Origin of the sequence: Micromonospora sp. Llam0 (assembly GCF_003751085.1) — a bacterium.
GTDB lineage: Bacteria > Actinomycetota > Actinomycetes > Mycobacteriales > Micromonosporaceae > Micromonospora_E.
Genome location: NZ_RJJY01000001.1, coordinates 3,904,393 through 3,921,945, shown reverse-complemented (window position 1 = coordinate 3,921,945; position 17,553 = coordinate 3,904,393). Strand labels below are relative to the sequence as shown.

Genomic DNA, 17,553 nt, shown 5'->3' with positions numbered 1-17,553 from the left:
CAACGGAAAGTGACGGTCCGCCTCTCTATAGGATGGGTGCGGCTCTTTTGGAGTGATGGCTGGTCATCCGGCGAGGGTGTAGCCCTCCCGTTGTTGCTGGTATCTGTTCTGGTGTATGCGTTGGTGTTCTTGTTGCAGGTGGAAGGCCCAGTAGGCGTTGAAGTCGCCGTTGGCGGATACGGCGCGTAGCTTGAGGATGGCTTCGGCGGTGTCCAGTCCCCAGCGGGCGCCGGTGATGTCCATGCGGTCCTTGACCAGATGCCGGCAGGCGCCCTCGATCACGCCGGTGGCGATCGGCCACCCCGCAGCCAACGCGGTGTGGTAGTCCAGGTAGGGCTGGTGGCGGGTCAGGTAGTCGGCGCACTCGTCGGCGCCGGCGCGTTCCCTGGCCGAGTATCCGTACCGGGTGGCCCGCCGACGGATCCCGGCCGCGACCTGCCCGGCCTTGCCGGACAGGATCTTGACCGCCTGCTCGCCGACCCACGCCTCGGCGGCGGGGTCACCGGTGTAGAAGAACGCCCACGCCGCTTTCCACACGTACTCGAGCACGTGGACGAAGTCCAGCACGATGTGGACCTTCACCTGGCGGCGGTCCGCCTCGGCCCGGACCGCGTCGATCTGGGCACGGTTACCGTCAACGAGCACGACCCAGGTCCGCGCCTGCCGCGGGTCACGGCGACACGCCTCGTCGAACCCGGCGGCGACGACCGGGGCGATGTCGTCGACCACGGACGCCGTCAACCACCTGGCCTGGGCGACCGGACCCCGCCGACGCCGGCCGTCGTCACCGGTGATGATCTCGGACGGGGTACGCGGCACCGGCGCCGCGTCGTAGACCACCGCCAACTCCGCCATCCGTTTACGGCCACGTTTCTCTCCCGGCGACAGCCGGGTGGTCAACCTACGGCCTGTCCGGGCGGCGGCCTTCGCGGTGGCGTCCCGTAACGCGGACGGGATCATCACGACACCCTTACCGTCGAACGACAGCACCAGCAGCCAGCCATCGCCGACCGGCCGGTGCGATCGGGTGTCGTAGAACGCGGCCACGTCCACAGCGGCGGCCACCGCCAACTCCTGCACCTGCCGTTTCCCCACACCCACCCCGCACGACCGGTCGATCGCGGCGACCGCGTCGTCGAACGATCCCCGTACCGACTCCACCGCCGCCAACCGGCGCAGCCCGTGCGAATGCCTCTCCACCGGCAGGTTCAACACCGCGTCCGCCGGATACAGGTTGGCCACTCCCGACGCCCGGTACGCCATCCTGGTCACCGTCACCGCACCGAACACCGTGCCCAGCCCCCGACCATGCCCCACCTCCACCCGGGAACGGACCACCTCATCGGCACCGACCACCCGTTCCCGGCGCACCTCCCGCGCCGCCCGCAGATCCACATGGTCCTGCAACAACAACCGCAGCAGCTCACGACCCCGCACCGCGAGGCGGTCCTCCAACTCGGCGTGCGTCAACCCGTCACTGTCCGAGCCGGCCAACCCCTCCACCAACTCCTCGAAACACTCCCGCGACCGGTCGAACGCCCCCGCCACCACGTACCCTGACACCCGGGCTCCTTCTTCGGTTGTGGATCTAGACCACCCATCAACCTACGAGAAGGAGCCCTTCAACCTTCCAACCGACCCAAACACCCCCGCGACCACTCCCCGCAACCACTCCGCGACCATAGGCAATCACCGCCTCACTCCAGAAGAGCCGCACCCCTATAGGATGGAGTTACCACACAACACCCAAGTAGAAAAACGGACCGCCGAACATGTATCATACCACCGGCTTTACTACCGACCAGATCCGCGACCTCTGCGCGCTCATCCGCACCGAATGCCAGGACCTGGAAGTGGAACCCTGGCCGCCGATCCTCGGTCTCTACCGCGCGGTCCTCTACCGCGCGGTCGTCGTCGCGTTGACGTACCTGCGCCGAAACCGCGTCCAAGCGGAAATCGCCGAGGCGCACAGCGTCTCGCAGGCGACAATCTCCCGAGCGATCACCGGCGTCACTCCCGTACTTAAGCGCGTGCTCACAGGATTCGTGCCGACCGCCGACGAGCTCAGCCCCAGCGTCCAGTACCTCGTCGACGGCACGCTGCTCCCTTGCTGGTCATGGCGCACGGACCGCTGTCTGTTCTCCGGCAAACACAAGACCACGGGCATGAGCGTTCAGGTCGCATGCACTCTCGACGGTGCACTCGCCTGGATCTCCGACCCAGTCGCCGGCAACCGCCACGACTCGTACGCGATCAACGACGCCGAGGTCCTCGTCACCCTCAACCCTGGAGACTGGATCGGTGACAAGGGTTACGTCGGAAACGGCATGATCACCCCGTACAAAAAGCCCAAGGGCGGCGAACTCACGGAGTGGCAGAAGGAATACAACCGGCAGGTCAACAAGATCCGCTGGGTCGTCGAGCAGGTCATCGCGAATCTGAAGACCTGGCGGATCCTGCACACCGACTACCGCAGACCCCTCGGAACCTTCAGAGAAACTATCTCCTGTGTCATCGGTCTGCAGTTCTACAGGATCGCCTGTGAATAAGCCTCACCGGTGGGCCGGGGACGATCAACATGCGCCGGCGTGGAGTCCGTGGCGGTATCACGATGTCGATCGACATCGAGCCTCTGCCAGGCGGCGGTACCCGGGTGGACATGTGGGCCTCGGGGACTGTCGTCTACCTGGGTTTCCTGGTCAATTTCGCTGGCGTCGTCAACCGCCGCAAGCGGGCGATCGCCCGTCGGCTGACTGCGGAACTGGCGGCCGACCAGGCGGCCTGATCGCCGGGCGGCGGAAGGACACACCTGAGTCAGGGCACCAGGTGGATGCGGACGCGGCGGGCGGCGACCGCCGCGTCCTGCAGGACGGCGAGCCGGGGCTCCGGGCAGTCCAGCAGGTGTGGGTGGCGCATCGGCAGCAGCGGTGCCAGCCGTCGGTCGGCGAGCACCGCGTCGACCATCAGGCGGTCCCCACCGCAGACCAGCGCCCGGATCGGCTCCTCGGCTCCGGTGGACTCAGCAGCCCCGGGGGTGTGCGGCAGCAGCACCCGGGCCACGATGTCGGCGGCCCGGCCGGCCGCCGCCGTCGCCTGGTTGTCGCGCCGCCGGGCGTACCGCTGCTGTGACTGCCCGCCGGCGGCGGTGCGCCCCTGCACGTAGTGCCGCTCCACCTTGGACGCGATGATGGCAGTGCCATCGACGACACCGACCGCCACCGCGCCCTTACGTGCCAGCAGCAGACCGATGCGTGGCGGCCGGATCAGCGCGGTGAGCAGACCGTCGACGTCGCTGACCCCGTCGACGCCGGGCGGCGGATGCAGCGTCGCCGTGTCGCCGTTGCTGGCCCCGGTCAGGGCCAGCCCGTCCTCGGTGGCGCCGTCGTGCCGGCCGTAGAAGCCGTCCAGCCAGCCCCGCAGACGCTCCGGGGAGATCTCCACCCACCGGCCGCCGCCGGCCGCCGGCCGCGCGCCGCGCACGCGCTCAGCTCCCCGGTACGGCGGGCGAGCCAGCCAGCTCGCGGCCGCGTCCGATCAACCGCTCCAGCCGCTCGGTGAGCCGGTCGACGTCGGCCCGGTCGGCCCGGTCTGCGGCGACGATGTTGGCAAGCAGGTCGGTGTAGTCCATGGTGAGCTGACGGTACCGCCGGACGAAGTCACCTCGCTCGCCGGTGCCGCCGGCCGCGTCTTGTTTGCCGCTGGCCGCTTTGCCGCTGGCCGCGCCTCGTTCCGCCCGCGCGTACCGGCGGTCCAGGTCGATGATCTGCTGGCCGAGCACGGCAGCGGCGGCCGACAACCGGCTGCGGCTGTCCGCCAACTGCTGCCGGCGGGCCCGCCGCCGGTCCGCGAGCCGCCCGGCCCGCCGGGCGGCCAGCCAGATGCTCGCCGCGCCGACGCCGACCGCTGTGACCGCGGCGGCCGCGACCAGGTAGCGCGGCAGCGACGGGCTGATGGTGCGGGCACCGTCGGGAACGATGTCGGCCCGTACCAGCAGGTCGTAGTTGACCACGATCACCTTGACCGCCTCGACCGGCTCGTCGGGGAACTGGTCGGCACCCCGGCCGATGGTCGTCTCGGCGACCGCCGCCCGGCCGAAGTTCGCGTCGTCGCGGCCGGGCAGCCAGGCGCAGCCGTACGTGTCGTAGCCGTCGTCGTCGACCTCCCGGCTCAACGCCAGCACCAGCGTCCCGTCCGCCGCCCGTTCCGTCGCCCGGCAGCCGTCACGCAGATCGGCGCCGGGCTCCAGGAAGAGCACCACCAGCCGCCGGTTGCCGATCACCTGCTCGGCTGCCGGCTCGTCGAGCTCCACCCCGGGGGCGGCGTACACCGAGGAGGTGCGCACCTCGCGGGCGATCGGGCCGTCCAGGACACCACCGGACCACAACGCCCAGCCGGCCAGCGCCAGGCAGGCCAGCGTGGCCAGGCCGAACGGCGTACCGATGAACCGCGTCAGCCGGCTCATCCGAGCCTGCTCCGCAGGTAGACGTCCGGGCGGTAACCGTCGAAGCCCAGCAGCCGGGCGGCGCTGTCCAACTCGTCCTCCGCCTCGTCGAGCAGATTGTGCACGTGCCGGTCGGGCAGGTCGTCGTCGAGCGCGGCGCGGGCCGCCCCCAGCCTGCCGATTCCCCTGGTCAGCGGCGCGTCGCTGGCACCGCCGGGCACTGCGGACATCTCCACGGCCAGCGCGGTCAACCCGGCCAGCCGGGCCGGGACCGTGCTGTGGCCACGCACGCTGCGCCGCTGCCCGGCCGGGTTGCCGGCGCGCAGCACCGACCGCACCGACAGCACGAGGAACAGCATCACGCAGCCGGCGAACAGCCACGGCAGCGCCGGCAACGCCACCCGGAGCGGATCCACCGGCTGGTACGGCAACGGCCGGTCGAACAGTCCGGCGTACCGCACGTCGGTGACCCGGCTCAGGTACGCGTCGAGCACGTTGGTCTGCGGGTAGTCGTAGCGGCTCAGCCGGTCGCTGAACTGACCGTAGAAACTGGCCGCGGCCACCTCGGCGAACTCGTCGGCGGCCGGCCCGTGGTACTCGACCCAGTTGCCGTACTGCACCACGACCGGGTCGCCGGGGAAGACCTCGGCCAGCGCCGGGCCGTAGTTCGGCACCGGCTCGCCGAACGGCTGCCGGGGCAGGGCGACGTAGCGCACCGTGCCGTCGGGGAAGGCGTCCGCCGCACCCGGTCGCGGCGCGTCGGCCAGGGTCGCGCCGTCGGCGACGTGCCGTCCGGCGGTACGCAGGTCGCCGACGACCACGTCGAGTTCCGCCGGGGTCGGGTCCCGCCAGGCGAACCCCTCCTCGTCCGGCGGCTCGGGCTGGTCGGTGAGCGTGGCGATCAGGACGGTCAGCAGGCCGGTGACGTCGCCGGTGGCGAAATGCCCGCGCCAGCTGTCCAGATCGGTGGAGTACGCCTGGTAGAAGCCGCCGCTGACCTGGGTGCCGATGATCCGTACGGTGGCGTTGTCGACCTCGCGGACCCGCTCGCGTTCCGCTTCGTCCAGGCCGGGCGGGGCGACCAGGATCCGCACGTCGGCGTCGCCGATGACGGCGGCCACCCGATCGTCGTCCCAGTCGGCGACCGCCCCGGGAAGGCGGACCACCGGGTCGGCCGCGACCAGCGCGGTCATCTCCTCGACCGACGGCACGCCGGCGTCGCTCAGCTCGCCGGCGCTGCCCTCGGCGATCGTCGCGTGGGCCGGCGACTGCCCGTAGCTGACGTCGATGTCCTGCCGCTGCGCCAGCAGAAAGACCACCAGGGCGGCGACGGCCGCCGTCAAGGCGCCCCAGCGCACCACCTCGGTGCCGACGGCGCGCCTCACGCCGGACCCTCCGGCCCGGCGGCGGTACGCCACAGCTCGTCGGCGCGCCGGGCGTAGTCGGTGGCGGCGCGGGCCGCCGCCGGCCCACCCCGGTCGGCGGCGAGGGTCTGCGCCCGGGTGAGCAGCTGCTCCGCCTCGGCGACCGTCCGGGGCGCGGCGTCGCGGCTGACCGTGGCGGCGTCGATCGCGGACCTCGCCGTCGACCAGGAGACGCGCCGGGCGTGCTGGTGCGCCCGTCGTCGGGGCAGCGTCGCCGTGACGTATCCGGCGGCCACCAGCACGGCGGCCCCGACCGGCCACACCAGCCAGGACCATCCCATGGTCGCCCCCCCATGATCGAGTCGTCGGACTGCCGCCGATTCTGCACGACCGGTGCCAGCTGCCCGGTCGTGGCGCGGCCCAGCTCAGCGGTGCCCGGTGACCGACGACACACTCGGTGGGCCGGCGAACGGCTCAGGCCGGCCCGTCGAGGACGGTGCGGGCCCGTACCAGCCGTCGGGCCAGCTCGGCCGGCAGTCGCGGGTACCGACGGCCCAGATCAACCCGCAGCTCCAACTGCTGCGACCAGAGCACCGCCCGGCCCTGTTCCAGAACGGCCACCGCTTCGTCGGTCGCCGCTTTGTCGGGGGCTGCCTCGTCGGCCACTGCCTCGTCGGGGGCCGGAAGAGCCGAACGCAGCAGGCAGGCCGCCGCTTCGCCGGTGAGATCGGGCCACCGGGACAGCTGGTGCCGGCGGTCGTCGTCGCTGCCGCCGCGCCAGGCCAGCAGCGGCAGCAGACCTACCGCCGCCCGGTATCCGTCGGCTGCTACCGCCCAATCGCCCTCGGTCGCCGCTGACTGACCCCACCGCCAGGCGGCGTCGATCCGGTCGGACAGCGTCGAGCTGGGTAGTCCCGCCGCCGTCCGCCACAGGTCGACGGCCCGGTCCCGGTCCTGTGGACGGCGTTGTACGGCGTACCGCGCGGCCAGCGCGCTGCCCAGCACCGCCAACCGCAGCGCGTGGCTCGGACCCTCCACCGTGGTACGGGCGAGTGCCTCGGACACCGCCGTGACGCTCGCCCGAAGGTCTGCCTGGTCGCCGCCCTGCTCGTAGCGCGCCAGGTGGGCGGTGCCGAGGGTGGTGAGCGCGGCGAGCCGACGCGGATCGTCCACCGCGCATCCGCGTACCGCCTCCGCCGCGCAGGTGACGGCGGCGGTGAGATCCGGCGGGTCGCCGAACCGCTCGGCCCGTCGGCGGTACGCGGTGCTGAGGTTGCTGAGCCAGCCGGCCCGCTCCCGGTCCGTGCCGGGGGCGCGTTCGACGGCGGCCCGCTGCAGCGAGATCGAGCGGTCGACGTCGACCCGGGTGCCCAGCCGTTCGTAGCGGGCGAGCAGCAGGGAGCCGAGGGTCGCGTCGAGGCTGGGCCGTGTCGGGTGTGCCTCGTCCAGCCGGCCGTGCGCCTGCTCGGCGAGGCGGACCGCCGCGTCGAGGTCGTCGAGCGCGCCGCTGCGGGCGAACCGGGCCGCCCGGAACCCCGCGAGGTTGATCAGCATGCCGACGCTGTCCGGGGTGTCGGGTCCGGCCGACGACGCCGTCTCGGTCGCGGCGATCGCGGCGTCCAGGTCGGTGTCGCGACCGTGCCGGGCGAAGCGGCTCTGCCAGGCGGACGCCCGGTTGGCCAGCAGCCGTCCCCGCTGCGGGCTGGTCGCCGGCAACACGGCGGACGCTTCGTCGAGGATCCGTACCGCGTCGTTGAGATCGTCGTCCGAACCGGTGCGTTCGGCTCTGGTGCGCAGCGCGATGCCGAGGTTGACCAGCACCGCTGGCCGCTCCCGGTGGCCGGCGGGCACCAACCGTTCGGCCTGCCGGCCGCAGCGGATCGCTTCGTCGAGGTCGGCGGTCGCGTCGCTGCCACGGAACCGGGCCCACCGCGTCGCGGCCAGGTTGGTCAGGTAGCTCCACCGGTCCGGGTCGTCGGCCGGTGCGGTACGCAGCGCCGCCGCACCCCGCTCGACGGCCTCGTCCAGGTCGGTGGTCGACCCGGTGCGTTCGTACCGCAGGCGCAGGATCACCCCGAGCTGGTCGAGCAGAATCGCCATGGGGCCTTCGGCGCTGTCCACCGCGGTTCGGGCGTGGTGGTGCGCCCCGGTCAGGTCGTCGTCGTTGCCGGTGATCTCGTACCGGCGGCGCAGCGCGGTCGCCAGGTGCAGCCGGGCCAGCGCGTGCAGGGCGACGCCATCGGGCTCCACGACCCGCAGTGCCGCTTGCCCGCACCGGACCGCCTCGTCGAGGTCGGCCAGGTCACCGGTGTACTCGAATCCGTACAGCAGGGCTGCTCCGCGGAGCAGGTGCAACGGTCCGGCCTGCGGATCCTGCGCCGTGGCCAGCGCCAGCGCGGAGCCGGCCAGCCAGGCGGCGGTCCGGAACCGTCGTGGATCACCGGTCCGCAGGGCCCGGTCGAACTCCCGGGCCGCCTGGGTGCCCAACATCTTCACCCGAATGCCCACGACCACCACCCATCGACGTCGGATCACCGCGTCGTTACCTGTGACGGACGGCACGCCGCCGGGCGAGGGGGAAATGTGTCGGCGGCGTGAGTTGGGACGATTTAGCCTGGGCGGGTGCCGCCGCTGATCCCGCATCCCGATCCGGGCGTTCCCGATACCCGGGGGCCGGTGCGCTACCTGTGGTGGCTGGTGTGCCGCCAACCGTGGCGGGTGCTGCGCGGCGCCCTGCTCAGTACGGTGTGGATGGTCGGCCTGGCCGGCCGGCCGTACCTGGTGGCCCGGGCGATCGACGACGGACTGCGCCCCGGCCGGTGGGCCGTACTGACGTGGTGGGTCGGCGCCGTCCTGGCCGCCGGGGTGCTGATCTCCGTGGTCGGTGTGTTTCGGCACCGCACGATGACCTACATCCGCGAGGACGCCACCGCCCGGTCCGCCGGGGTGCTGTCGCGGCAGCTGGCGCGGATCGGCGCGGTCCTGCCGAGCCGGCTCGCCACCGGCGAGGTGGCCACCGTCGGCGGCACCGACATCACCCACACCTCGCACGTGCTCACCCTGGCCGGGCCGGGCGTCGGCGCGGTGCTGGCGTACCTGGTGGTCGCGGTCCTGCTCTGGACGGTCTCGCCGGTGCTCGCGGCGGTCATCCTGATCGGCGTGCCGGTGGTCGCGGCGCTGCTCGGCCCGCTGCTGCGCCGGTTGGACCGGGCCGAGCAGACCTACCGGCGGGAACAGGGCCAGCTCACCGCCCGGGCCGGTGACATCGTCGCCGGGCTCCGGGTGCTGGCCGGAGTCGGCGGTCGAGCCCTGTTCGCCGACCGCTACGTGGCCCACTCGCAGCGGCTGCGTGGGCACGGCTACCGGGTCGCGGCGGTGAACAGCTGGATCGAGGCGCTCACCGTCACCGTCCCCGGGCTGTTCCTCGCCGCCGTGGTGTGGCTCTCCGCCCGGATGGCGGTCGCCGACGAGATCACCATCGGGGAGCTGGTCGCCGTCTACGGGTACGTCGCCGCGCTGACCGTCCCGGTCTGGTTCCTGCAGGAGGGCAGCTACCAGTTCATCCGGGGCCGGGTCGCGGCCCGCCGGATCGTGGCCCTGCTGCGGCTCGCCCCCGACCCGGTGACCGACCGGCCGGCGCGGCACACCGCTGCCGCTCCACCTCGGCCGGCCGACCTGCACGACCCCGACAGCGGGTTGACCGTGCCGGCCGGCCGGATGATCGGGGTGGCGGCCGCCGACCCGGGCGACGGGCAGGCCCTGGCCGACCGGCTGGGCCGGTTCCGCCGGTCCGCGGTGACCTGGGGTGCGGTGCCGCTGGGCGCGGTCGCGCTCGACGAGGTGCGGGCCCGGATCCTGGTCGCCGACCACGACGCGTACCTGTTCGCCGGCACGCTGCGGCAGATCCTGCAGGGTGCGCGGGCGGACGAGCCGGACGCGGCCGGTGACCGACGGGTCCGGGCGGCGGTCCGGGTCGCGTCCGCCGACGACGTGGTGACGTCGCTGCCGGACGGCCTGGCGACCCCGATCGGCAGTCGCGCCCGTACCCTCTCCGGCGGCCAGCGCCAGCGGGTCCGGCTGGCCCGGGCGCTGCTGGTGGAGCCGGAGGTGCTGGTCCTGATCGAGCCGACCTCGGCGGTCGACGCGCACACCGAGGCCCGGGTCGCCGACCGGCTGCGCACCGCGCGGGCCGGCCGGACCACGGTGCTGGTCACCACGTCCCCGCTGCTGCTCGCGGCCACCGACACGGTGGCGTACCTGCGTGGCGGTCGGGTCGTCGGGCTCGGCGGCCACGCGGAGCTGCTGGCCGGCGACCCGGGCTACCGGGCGCTGGTCGCCCGGGGCGGTGAACTGGCCGACGCGGCCGGACCGGGCACGGGCCCGGCCGCCGGGGCGACGCCCGTGCCGGGGCAGCCGTGAGCGCGACCGGGCCGGCGGGCGCGCCGGCAACAACCGGACCGTCGGCAGCAACCGGACCGTCGGCCGGCCGGTTGCCGGTGGCCGATCCACGCACCGTCCGGCGGGCGACCGGTGAACTGCTCGGCCAGCAACGCTGGGTGGTCGCCGGCATCCTGGTGCTGCACGTCGGCGCGGCCCTGGCCGGCCTGGCCGGGCCGTGGCTGCTCGGCCGGATCGTCGACATCGTCACCGCCGGCGCGTCGGTGGCCGCCGTGGACCGGTTGGCGGCGGCGCTGATCGGCTTCGTCCTGCTGCAGGGGCTGCTCACCCGCTTCGCCCGGTACGTCGGGCTGCGCTTCGGCGAACGGGCGGTCGCCCGGCTCCGCGAGGACTTCGTGCACCGTGTCCTCGGGCTACCGGTGTCGGTGGTCGAACGGGCCGGCACCGGCGACCTCGCCACCCGCAGCTCCAGCGACGTCGCCACGGTCGGCACCATGGTCCGCGATGTGGTGCCGGTGGTGGTGATCGCCACCGCGCAGCTGGTCCTGCTGTTCGGCGCGGTGTTCTGGCTGCATCCGCTGCTGGGGCTGGCCGGCCTGATCGGCCTGCCGTCGATCGTGGCGGTGACCCGGTGGTACCTGCGCCGGGCCCGGCCGGCCTACCTGACCGAGGGCGCGGCGATGGCCGCGTTGACCGACACGTTGACCACCACCGCCGACGGTGCCCGCACGGTGGAGGCGCTGCGGTTGGGCGACGAACGGATCCGCGCGGGCCGGACCCGGATCGCCGACCTGTGGGCCGCCCGGCGGGCCACCCTCGCCCTTCGTTCGGTGTACTTCCCGGTCGCCGAGGCCAGTGTCGCGCTGCCGATCGGTGCCGCGTTGCTGGTCGGCGGGCTGCTGCTGCACCGGGAGACCGTCACCCTCGGCGCGGTGGTCGCCGCCGCGCTCTACCTGCAGCAGGCCGTCGAGCCGTTGGACACCATCCTGCAGTGGATCGAACAGGCCCAGCGTGGACTGGCGTCGTACGCCCGGGTGCTCGGCGTCGGGCAGGTGCCGCCGGAGCCGCGCGGCCGGGGCGCCACACCGACCGGCCGCGAGGTGCGGGTGACCGGGCTGACCTTCGGCTACGGCGTCGGCGTCGACGTGCTGCGCGGCATCGACCTGACGGTGGCCGCCGGGCAGCGGCTGGCGATCGTCGGCCCCTCCGGGGCCGGCAAGTCCACCCTGGCCCGGCTGATCGCCGGCATCGAGATGCCCCGCGACGGCGCGGTGCGCCTCGGTGGCTGCCCGGTCACCGACCTCGACCCGGCACAGCGGCGCCGCCGGATCGCCCTGGTCACCCAGGAACACCACGTCTTCATCGGCACGCTGCGCGACAACCTGCGGTTCGCCGCCCCCGAGGCGTCCGACGAGGCGTTGCGGTCCGCGTTGGACACCGTCGGTGCCGACTGGTACGCCGAGCTGCCCGACGGCCTGGACACGCCGCTCGGTGACGGCGCGCTCGACCTGTCGGCCGCGCACGCCCAGCAGGTGGCGCTCGCCCGGCTGGTGCTCGCCGACCCGGACATCCTGATCCTGGACGAGGCGACCGCCGCCCTGGATCCGACCACCGCCCGCCGGACCGAGCAGTCCTTGGCGGCGGTGCTGGCCGGGCGGACCGTCATCGCCATCGCGCACCGGTTGAACTCGGCCCACGACGCCGACCGGGTGGCGGTGCTGGACCAGGGCCGGATCACCGAGCAGGGCAGCCACGACGAGTTGATCGCCGCCGACGGCGCGTACGCCGCGCTGTGGCGCTCCTGGCACGGCTGACCGCCGCCGGCGGTGGCGTCGGCCGTGCCAGTCGGACCACCCGTACCATCGGCGCAGGTGCCGATGGCGAAGGAGTGGCTGTGCTGGTGGTGCAGGGGCTGCTCGGCCCCGACGGTCGGCTCGCCGTCTGGGCCGAGGACTCGGCGTTGCCGTCGGCGCCGCCACGGCGGCCGGGGCGACCGCCGCGCCGCCGACCGCACCCGTTCGCCGCCGGACACGAGACCCTGGTCGCCGCGCTGAGCCCGCTGCTCGGGCCGGTGGCGGTCAAGGCGGTCACCGGCAGTACGGCGGTCCGGCTGCCGACCGCCGCCGGCGCTCCGGTCGAGTCACCGGAGCTGGTCCGTACCCAGTCCGACGCGCCGACCACCGGGCTGGCCCGCGACGGCGGCCACGCCGACTGGCTGGTGTCCACCCTGGAGTTCGACGCCGACGAGGCGTTGTCGGTGCTCTGCACCCTGCACGACGTCGATCCGGCGGCCGACGTCGCGCCGGGCGACGGAATGCCCGGCGGCGGTCTGCCGGACGGGCTGGTGATCGGCGCCGGAGTGCGCCACCTGGCGCTGCTCGCCGGGTTCGCCGCCGAACTAGTCACCCGGGGCCGGGTGCTGCCCGCCGTCCGACCCGGCCCGGCACCCGGGTCGGCCACCGCCTGCTGGCTGCCGCTGCTGACCGGTGCCGACCAGCGGTGGGCCCGGTCGCTGGCGTTGGCCACCCCGGCGGCGGCGCTGGCCGCCGGGGCGCCCGGCACCGGACACCGGCGTGTCGCCGAGGCGCTGGACGCGCTGACCGACGCCGCCGCCCGCGCCGCGCTGCACGGCGTACGGCTGGCCGAGGGCCGGGCCCGGTCCGGGCCGTTGGCCGCCCGCGACGCCTGGCTGACCGCGTTGACCGGGCACCGGCGGGACTTCACCGCCCCGGTTGCGGCGCTCGACACGCTCGTCGCCGAGCTGGAGCACTGGCAGCGGGACGCGGCCGGCGGCCCGGTACGGGCCCTGTTCCGGCTGCGCGAACCCGACCCCGACCACGATCCCGCCGCCGACGGTGACGGCACCGCCGGCTGGCGGTTGGAGTTCGCGGTGCAGGCCACCGCCGAACCGAGCCTGCTGGTCGACGCCGCTGCGATCTGGCGCGGCGGCCGGCAGCTCCAGCCGCTCACCGGGCACACCGCCGACCCACAGGAGACGCTGCTGGCCGAGCTGGGTCGGGCCAGCCGGCTCTGGCCGGCGATCGACGACGCGCTGCGCACCGCCACCCCCGACGGGATGGACCTGGACGTCGCCGCCGCCCACCGGTTCCTGCGCGACGGCGCGCCGGCCCTGCACGCCGCCGGGTTCGGTGTCCTGTTGCCGTCGTGGTGGCGGCGGCCCGCCGCCCGACTCGGGGCCCGGCTGCGGGCGAGTAGCCGCACCGCCCCGGGCGCCGTCGCCGTCGCCCGTGATTTCGGCACGTCCGCCCTGGTCGACTACCGCTGGGAGGTTGCCCTCGGCGACCAGCCGCTGACCGAGCAGGAGCTGCGGGACCTGGCCCGGGCCAAGACCCCGCTGGTACGGCTGCGCGGCGAGTGGGTGGAGGTCGACCCGAAGCGGATCGCCGCCGGACTGAAGCTGCTGCGCTCCGGCGGCGAGCTGACCGTCACCGACCTGCTGCGGGTCGCCCTCGGCGCCGACGACGACGCGGTGCCGCTGCCGGTGCTCGGCATCGAGGCCACCGGGGCGCTCGGTGACCTGCTCAGCGGTGAGGTGGAGCGCCGGCTCGCCCCGGTGGCCGAGCCGGCCGGCTTCCAGGGGCGGCTGCGCCCGTACCAGCGGCGGGGTCTGGCCTGGCTGCGGTTCCTCGACTCGCTGGGGCTCGGCGGCGTGCTCGCCGACGACATGGGGCTCGGCAAGACCGTACAGCTGCTCGCGTTGCTCGCCGCCGACGCACCCGACGCCGGACCGACCCTGCTGGTCTGTCCGATGTCACTGGTCGGCAACTGGCAGCGGGAGGCGGCCCGGTTCGTGCCGGAGCTGACCGTGCACGTGCACCACGGCGCAGACCGGCCACGGGGCGCGGAATTCGCCGCTGCGGTGACCGACGCCCGCCTGGTGGTCACCACCTACGCGGTGGCCGCCCGGGACGCCGCCGACCTGGCCGAGGTCGGCTGGCACCGGATCATGGTCGACGAGGCGCAGGCGATCAAGAACGCGGCGACCCGGCAGGCCGTCGCGGTCCGGTCGCTGCCCGCCCGGCACCGGGTCGCGATCACCGGTACGCCGGTGGAGAACCGCCTCGCCGACCTGTGGTCGATCATGGAGTTCGCGAATCCGGGGCTGCTCGGCGGCGCGGCCAGCTTCCGCCGCCGGTACGCCGAACCGGTGGAACGCCACGGCGACGCCGACGCCGCCGGGCGGCTGCGCCGGATCACCGGCCCGTTCGTGCTGCGCCGGCTCAAGACCGACACGTCGATCATCTCCGACCTGCCGGAGAAGCTGGAGATGGAGGTGCTGTGCCACCTCACCGCCGAACAGGCGTCGCTCTACCAGGCGGTGGTCGACGACATGCTGGGCCGGATCGAGACCAGCGACGGCGTCGAACGGCGCGGCCTGGTGCTGGCCACCATGACCAAGCTCAAGCAGATCTGCAACCACCCGGCGCAGTTCCTGCGCGACGGCTCGCACCTGACCGGGCGTTCCGGCAAACTCGACCGGCTCACCGGGATCCTCGACGAGGTGCTGGCGGCGGGGGAGAAGGCGCTGCTGTTCACCCAGTACGCCGAGTTCGGCGCGATGCTGCGCGGGTACCTGTCGGCGTACACCGGCCGGGAAGTGCTGTTCCTGCACGGCGGTCTGGCCAAGGCGGACCGCGACGGCCTGGTGGCCCGGTTCCAGGCCGGCGGCCACGCCGACGGCCACGGGCGGGCCGGGCCGCCGCTGTTCGTCCTGTCGTTGAAGGCCGGCGGCACCGGGCTGACCCTGACCGCCGCCAACCACGTGGTGCATGTGGACCGGTGGTGGAACCCGGCGGTGGAGGACCAGGCCACCGACCGGGCGTTCCGAATCGGCCAGCGGCGGGCGGTGCAGGTCCGCAAGTTCGTCTGCGCCGGCACGGTGGAGGAGAAGATCGCGGCGATGGTGGCGGACAAGCGTGGCCTCGCCGCGACCGTCGTCGGTAGCGGTGAGCAGTGGCTGACCGAGCTGTCGACCGCGCAGCTGCGGGAGCTGTTCACGTTGGAGGCCGGGGCGGTGGTCGAATGAGCCGGTTCGAAGACTACGGCCGGCCCCGGCGGGTCGACGGCGGGCTGCGCGCCCGCAGCACCCGGGGCGCGATCGGGCAGTCCTGGTGGTCGCGCCGCTTCATCGACGTGCTGGAGTCGTTCGCGTTGGGCACCCGGCTGACCCGGGGCCGCTCCTACGCCCGAGCCGGGCAGGTGCTCGCCCTGACCGTGGCACCCGGCATGGTGACCGCCCAGGTGCAGGGCTCCCGGCCCCGGCCGTACCAGGCGCGGATCGGGCTGCGGCGCTACGGCGACGCGGTGTGGCGGCGGATCGAAGGCACCCTGGCCGGCCAGGCGCTGTACAGTGCCCGGCTGCTAGCCGGCGACCTGCCGCCAGAGCTGGAGCAGGTGTTCGTCGCCGCCGGGGCACCACTTTTCCCGGCCGGGGTCGACGAGCTGGCGATGAGCTGCAGCTGCCCCGATGCGGCGGTGCCGTGCAAACATCTGGCCGCCACCTGCTACCTGCTCGCCGAGGAGTTCGACGCCGACCCGTTCCAGATCTTGCACTGGCGGGGACGGGACCGGGCCACCCTGCTGCGTCAGCTGCGGCTCGCCCGTGGCGGTGACGGTGCGCCGTCCGTCGACGCTGTCTCGCCGTCCGTCGACGCTGTCTCGCCGTCCACCGACTCCGATGCGCAGCCGGTGACGTCCCCGGTCGGTGCCGGCCCGGCGCTGGCCGGCCTGTCCGAACCCGGCGCCGCGTCGGACACCGGATTCTGGCGTGCGCCGGTACCGCTGCCGGACCGCGAGCCGGTCCTGCCGGCCCGCGCCGACCTGCTGCTGCGCCAGCTCGGTGCGCCGTCACCGGCGATCGGCGGCCCGGGCCTGGCGACGGTGCTGGGCCGGGCCTACCGACGGTTCGCCGAACCCGCGCCGGCCGACGACTGACGCGGGCTGCCGGCGCGGCCGGTGCGGCGCTGCTCTGCCGGCTGCCGACAACCGACGCGGCTACCAGCGGCGGGCCCGTAGCGCGAGGAGACCGGCGGCGGTGAGTGCCACCGTGCAGATCGACGCGGCGATCCAGCCGCCGAACAGGGCGAGCAGCGGCACCACCGCCCAGAGCAGCACACTGGCGATGATCGCCGCCCGGTTCCGCCGGTTGGCGGCCTGATCGCCCAGGCGGGCGACGAAGTCCGGATCGGTCGTCCGCAGATGGCGGGCGATCTGGTCGAACCGGCGTTGATCCTCCCTGCTGAGCATGGCGTGCCTTCCCTCCGAACGTCCCGACGGCTGTGCCGTGGTGGCGAGGCGCGGTAACGCAAATCAGTACCGAACGGCGCGTAGCAAACGGCCATCGGGGCATTACCCAATCGCCCGCCGCTCACGCAGCCCGGTCCCGCAGCTTGCGCCTCAACCGGCAAACAGGACGGCCGCCGGCCCGGGACCTGAGGGTCCCGGACCGGCGGCAGCCGGGAAGATCCGCCTACCCGGGTGAGCCCCCGGGCCGGTGGAGTCACCCGCAGGTGACCTCTGGGCAGGTCACAACGCCCGGCGCAGGGTGGACGTCTGCCGGGGGACGAAGACCGTGGCCGCCGGAGCGAGCGGGACGGTGAGCGGTACGGCACCCGGCAGCGGCCCGACCGGCGCGCTGCGGGGCTGCGGCAGCCGTGGTGGCGCGGCGGCGGTTTCCCGGGCGTCGACGATGATCCGCTGTACGGCGTACGAGTCAGGTAGCCGCCAGCCGACCTCGTCCGGATCGACCGCCCAGCGGACCGGCCCCTGCGGGAGCACCGTCGGTGGGGCGGGAATCCAGGAACCCGACCCGTGCTGGATGACGTCCAGCGAATCGGCCAGCTCCGGGCGCAGCGCGTCACCCGGGCGTACCAGGAACATCCACCGCCCGGTCGGGGTGACCGCGACCGGCCCGCGCAGCTGGCCCCGGCCGGGTGCTGCGGCACCGCCGCGCAGCCGTAGCGTGCACAGCGTCCGCAGGCCGAGCCGGGCCGGCACGTCGAGCACGTCGAACGCGTGTCCGGTGGCCAGCAGGACGGTGTGCGGCTGCTGGCGCCACCACGAGCCGACCTGGTCGCGCTGGTCGCTGGCGTCCCGTTGCCAGTGCTGTAACGCCGGGTGGCAGCCCGTGGTGGGACAGCCGGGGCGGTCGCACCGGAAGCGCCCCTGGTACAGGTACGCCCCTGGCGTCACCGGCCAGCCGTGCCTGGCGTAGCGCAGCGCGCCGCGGCGGAGCCGCAGGCGGACGAAAGGCGGTTGGACCGTCCACCGCATGATCGAGATTCCTCCAAGACATCTGGGTGCCGGCCGGACCACTCGCCGGGTCCGGCC

General features: G+C 73.9%; 14 protein-coding genes. 6 read left to right on the top strand and 8 right to left on the bottom strand.

The features are described 5' to 3' along the window. Positions 1-63: 63 nt before the first annotated feature. Complete coding sequence (locus tag EDC02_RS17115; protein ID WP_370461507.1) at positions 64-1,551, bottom strand: ISKra4 family transposase; 1,488 nt, start codon at positions 1,549-1,551, stop codon at positions 64-66. Between the two features lie 221 nt (positions 1,552-1,772). Between EDC02_RS17115 and EDC02_RS17110 the strand changes: the two genes are divergently transcribed. Together EDC02_RS17110 and EDC02_RS40270 are read left to right on the top strand one after the other, a co-directional pair. Beyond that, positions 1,773-2,549 carry a transposase family protein gene (locus tag EDC02_RS17110; protein ID WP_199757661.1) on the top strand — a complete coding sequence of 259 codons (777 nt, stop codon included), beginning with the start codon at positions 1,773-1,775 and terminating at the stop codon, positions 2,547-2,549. Between the two features lie 62 nt (positions 2,550-2,611). Beyond that, positions 2,612-2,785, top strand: coding sequence for a hypothetical protein (locus EDC02_RS40270; RefSeq protein ID WP_158632210.1), 174 nt, complete (start codon positions 2,612-2,614; stop codon positions 2,783-2,785). A 29-nt stretch (positions 2,786-2,814) separates the two neighbouring features. Here EDC02_RS40270 and EDC02_RS17105 read toward each other — a convergent pair whose 3' ends face one another. The 5 genes from EDC02_RS17105 to EDC02_RS17085 all read right to left on the bottom strand — a co-directional run bounded on the left by EDC02_RS17105 (position 2,815) and on the right by EDC02_RS17085 (position 8,340). Then, positions 2,815-3,480, bottom strand: coding sequence for an acVLRF1 family peptidyl-tRNA hydrolase (locus tag EDC02_RS17105; RefSeq protein ID WP_123602832.1), 666 nt, complete (start codon positions 3,478-3,480; stop codon positions 2,815-2,817). Positions 3,481-3,484: 4 nt separating this feature from the next. Further along, positions 3,485-4,462, bottom strand: coding sequence for a hypothetical protein (locus EDC02_RS17100; protein WP_123602831.1), 978 nt, complete (start codon positions 4,460-4,462; stop codon positions 3,485-3,487). Continuing rightward, a complete protein-coding gene (locus EDC02_RS17095; RefSeq protein ID WP_123604874.1) occupies positions 4,459-5,826 on the bottom strand; it encodes a hypothetical protein in 1,368 nt (455 codons plus the stop codon). The genes EDC02_RS17100 and EDC02_RS17095 overlap by 4 nt, the downstream gene beginning before the upstream one ends. Further along, positions 5,823-6,146, bottom strand: coding sequence for a DUF6403 family protein (locus EDC02_RS17090; RefSeq protein WP_123602830.1), 324 nt, complete (start codon positions 6,144-6,146; stop codon positions 5,823-5,825). The genes EDC02_RS17095 and EDC02_RS17090 overlap by 4 nt, the downstream gene beginning before the upstream one ends. 133 nt (positions 6,147-6,279) lie before the next feature. Continuing rightward, a complete protein-coding gene (locus tag EDC02_RS17085) occupies positions 6,280-8,340 on the bottom strand; it encodes a tetratricopeptide repeat protein (protein WP_148083491.1) in 2,061 nt (686 codons plus the stop codon). Between the two features lie 87 nt (positions 8,341-8,427). On the opposite strand from EDC02_RS17085, the gene EDC02_RS17080 reads away from it, so the two are divergent. The 4 genes from EDC02_RS17080 to EDC02_RS17065 all read left to right on the top strand — a co-directional run bounded on the left by EDC02_RS17080 (position 8,428) and on the right by EDC02_RS17065 (position 16,158). After that, a complete protein-coding gene (locus EDC02_RS17080; RefSeq protein ID WP_123602828.1) occupies positions 8,428-10,224 on the top strand; it encodes an ABC transporter ATP-binding protein in 1,797 nt (598 codons plus the stop codon). A gap of 77 nt (positions 10,225-10,301) precedes the next feature. Continuing rightward, on the top strand, positions 10,302-12,017 hold the full coding sequence (locus tag EDC02_RS17075; RefSeq protein WP_233605978.1) for an ABC transporter ATP-binding protein: 1,716 nt from the start codon (positions 10,302-10,304) through the stop codon (positions 12,015-12,017). Between the two features lie 80 nt (positions 12,018-12,097). After that, positions 12,098-15,250, top strand: a complete 3,153-nt coding sequence (locus tag EDC02_RS17070) for a DEAD/DEAH box helicase (protein ID WP_123604873.1) — start codon at positions 12,098-12,100, stop codon at positions 15,248-15,250. Further along, positions 15,247-16,158 (top strand): SWIM zinc finger family protein, encoded by a 912-nt coding sequence (locus EDC02_RS17065; RefSeq protein WP_123602826.1) that lies wholly within the window; start codon positions 15,247-15,249, stop codon positions 16,156-16,158. Before EDC02_RS17070 ends, EDC02_RS17065 begins: the two co-directional genes overlap by 4 nt. A 60-nt stretch (positions 16,159-16,218) precedes the next feature. Here the strand turns inward: EDC02_RS17065 and EDC02_RS17060 are convergent, their stop codons facing one another. Next, positions 16,219-16,470, bottom strand: a complete 252-nt coding sequence (locus tag EDC02_RS17060; RefSeq protein ID WP_123602825.1) for a DUF3040 domain-containing protein — start codon at positions 16,468-16,470, stop codon at positions 16,219-16,221. Between the two features lie 279 nt (positions 16,471-16,749). Next, positions 16,750-17,496, bottom strand: coding sequence for a bifunctional DNA primase/polymerase (locus EDC02_RS17055; RefSeq protein WP_123602824.1), 747 nt, complete (start codon positions 17,494-17,496; stop codon positions 16,750-16,752). Positions 17,497-17,553 lie beyond the last annotated feature (57 nt).

What these genes read in the sequence shown, in the direction of transcription:
- EDC02_RS17055 (WP_123602824.1), bottom strand. Translation starts at nt 17,496, where the DNA reads ATGCGGTGGACGGTCCAACCGCCTTTCGTCCGCCTGCGGCTCCGCCGC.
- EDC02_RS40270 (WP_158632210.1), top strand. Translation starts at nt 2,612, where the DNA reads ATGTCGATCGACATCGAGCCTCTGCCAGGCGGCGGTACCCGGGTGGAC.
- EDC02_RS17110 (WP_199757661.1), top strand. Translation starts at nt 1,773, where the DNA reads ATGTATCATACCACCGGCTTTACTACCGACCAGATCCGCGACCTCTGC.
- EDC02_RS17060 (WP_123602825.1), bottom strand. Translation starts at nt 16,470, where the DNA reads ATGCTCAGCAGGGAGGATCAACGCCGGTTCGACCAGATCGCCCGCCAT.
- EDC02_RS17065 (WP_123602826.1), top strand. Translation starts at nt 15,247, where the DNA reads ATGAGCCGGTTCGAAGACTACGGCCGGCCCCGGCGGGTCGACGGCGGG.
- EDC02_RS17090 (WP_123602830.1), bottom strand. Translation starts at nt 6,146, where the DNA reads ATGGGATGGTCCTGGCTGGTGTGGCCGGTCGGGGCCGCCGTGCTGGTG.
- EDC02_RS17100 (WP_123602831.1), bottom strand. Translation starts at nt 4,462, where the DNA reads ATGAGCCGGCTGACGCGGTTCATCGGTACGCCGTTCGGCCTGGCCACG.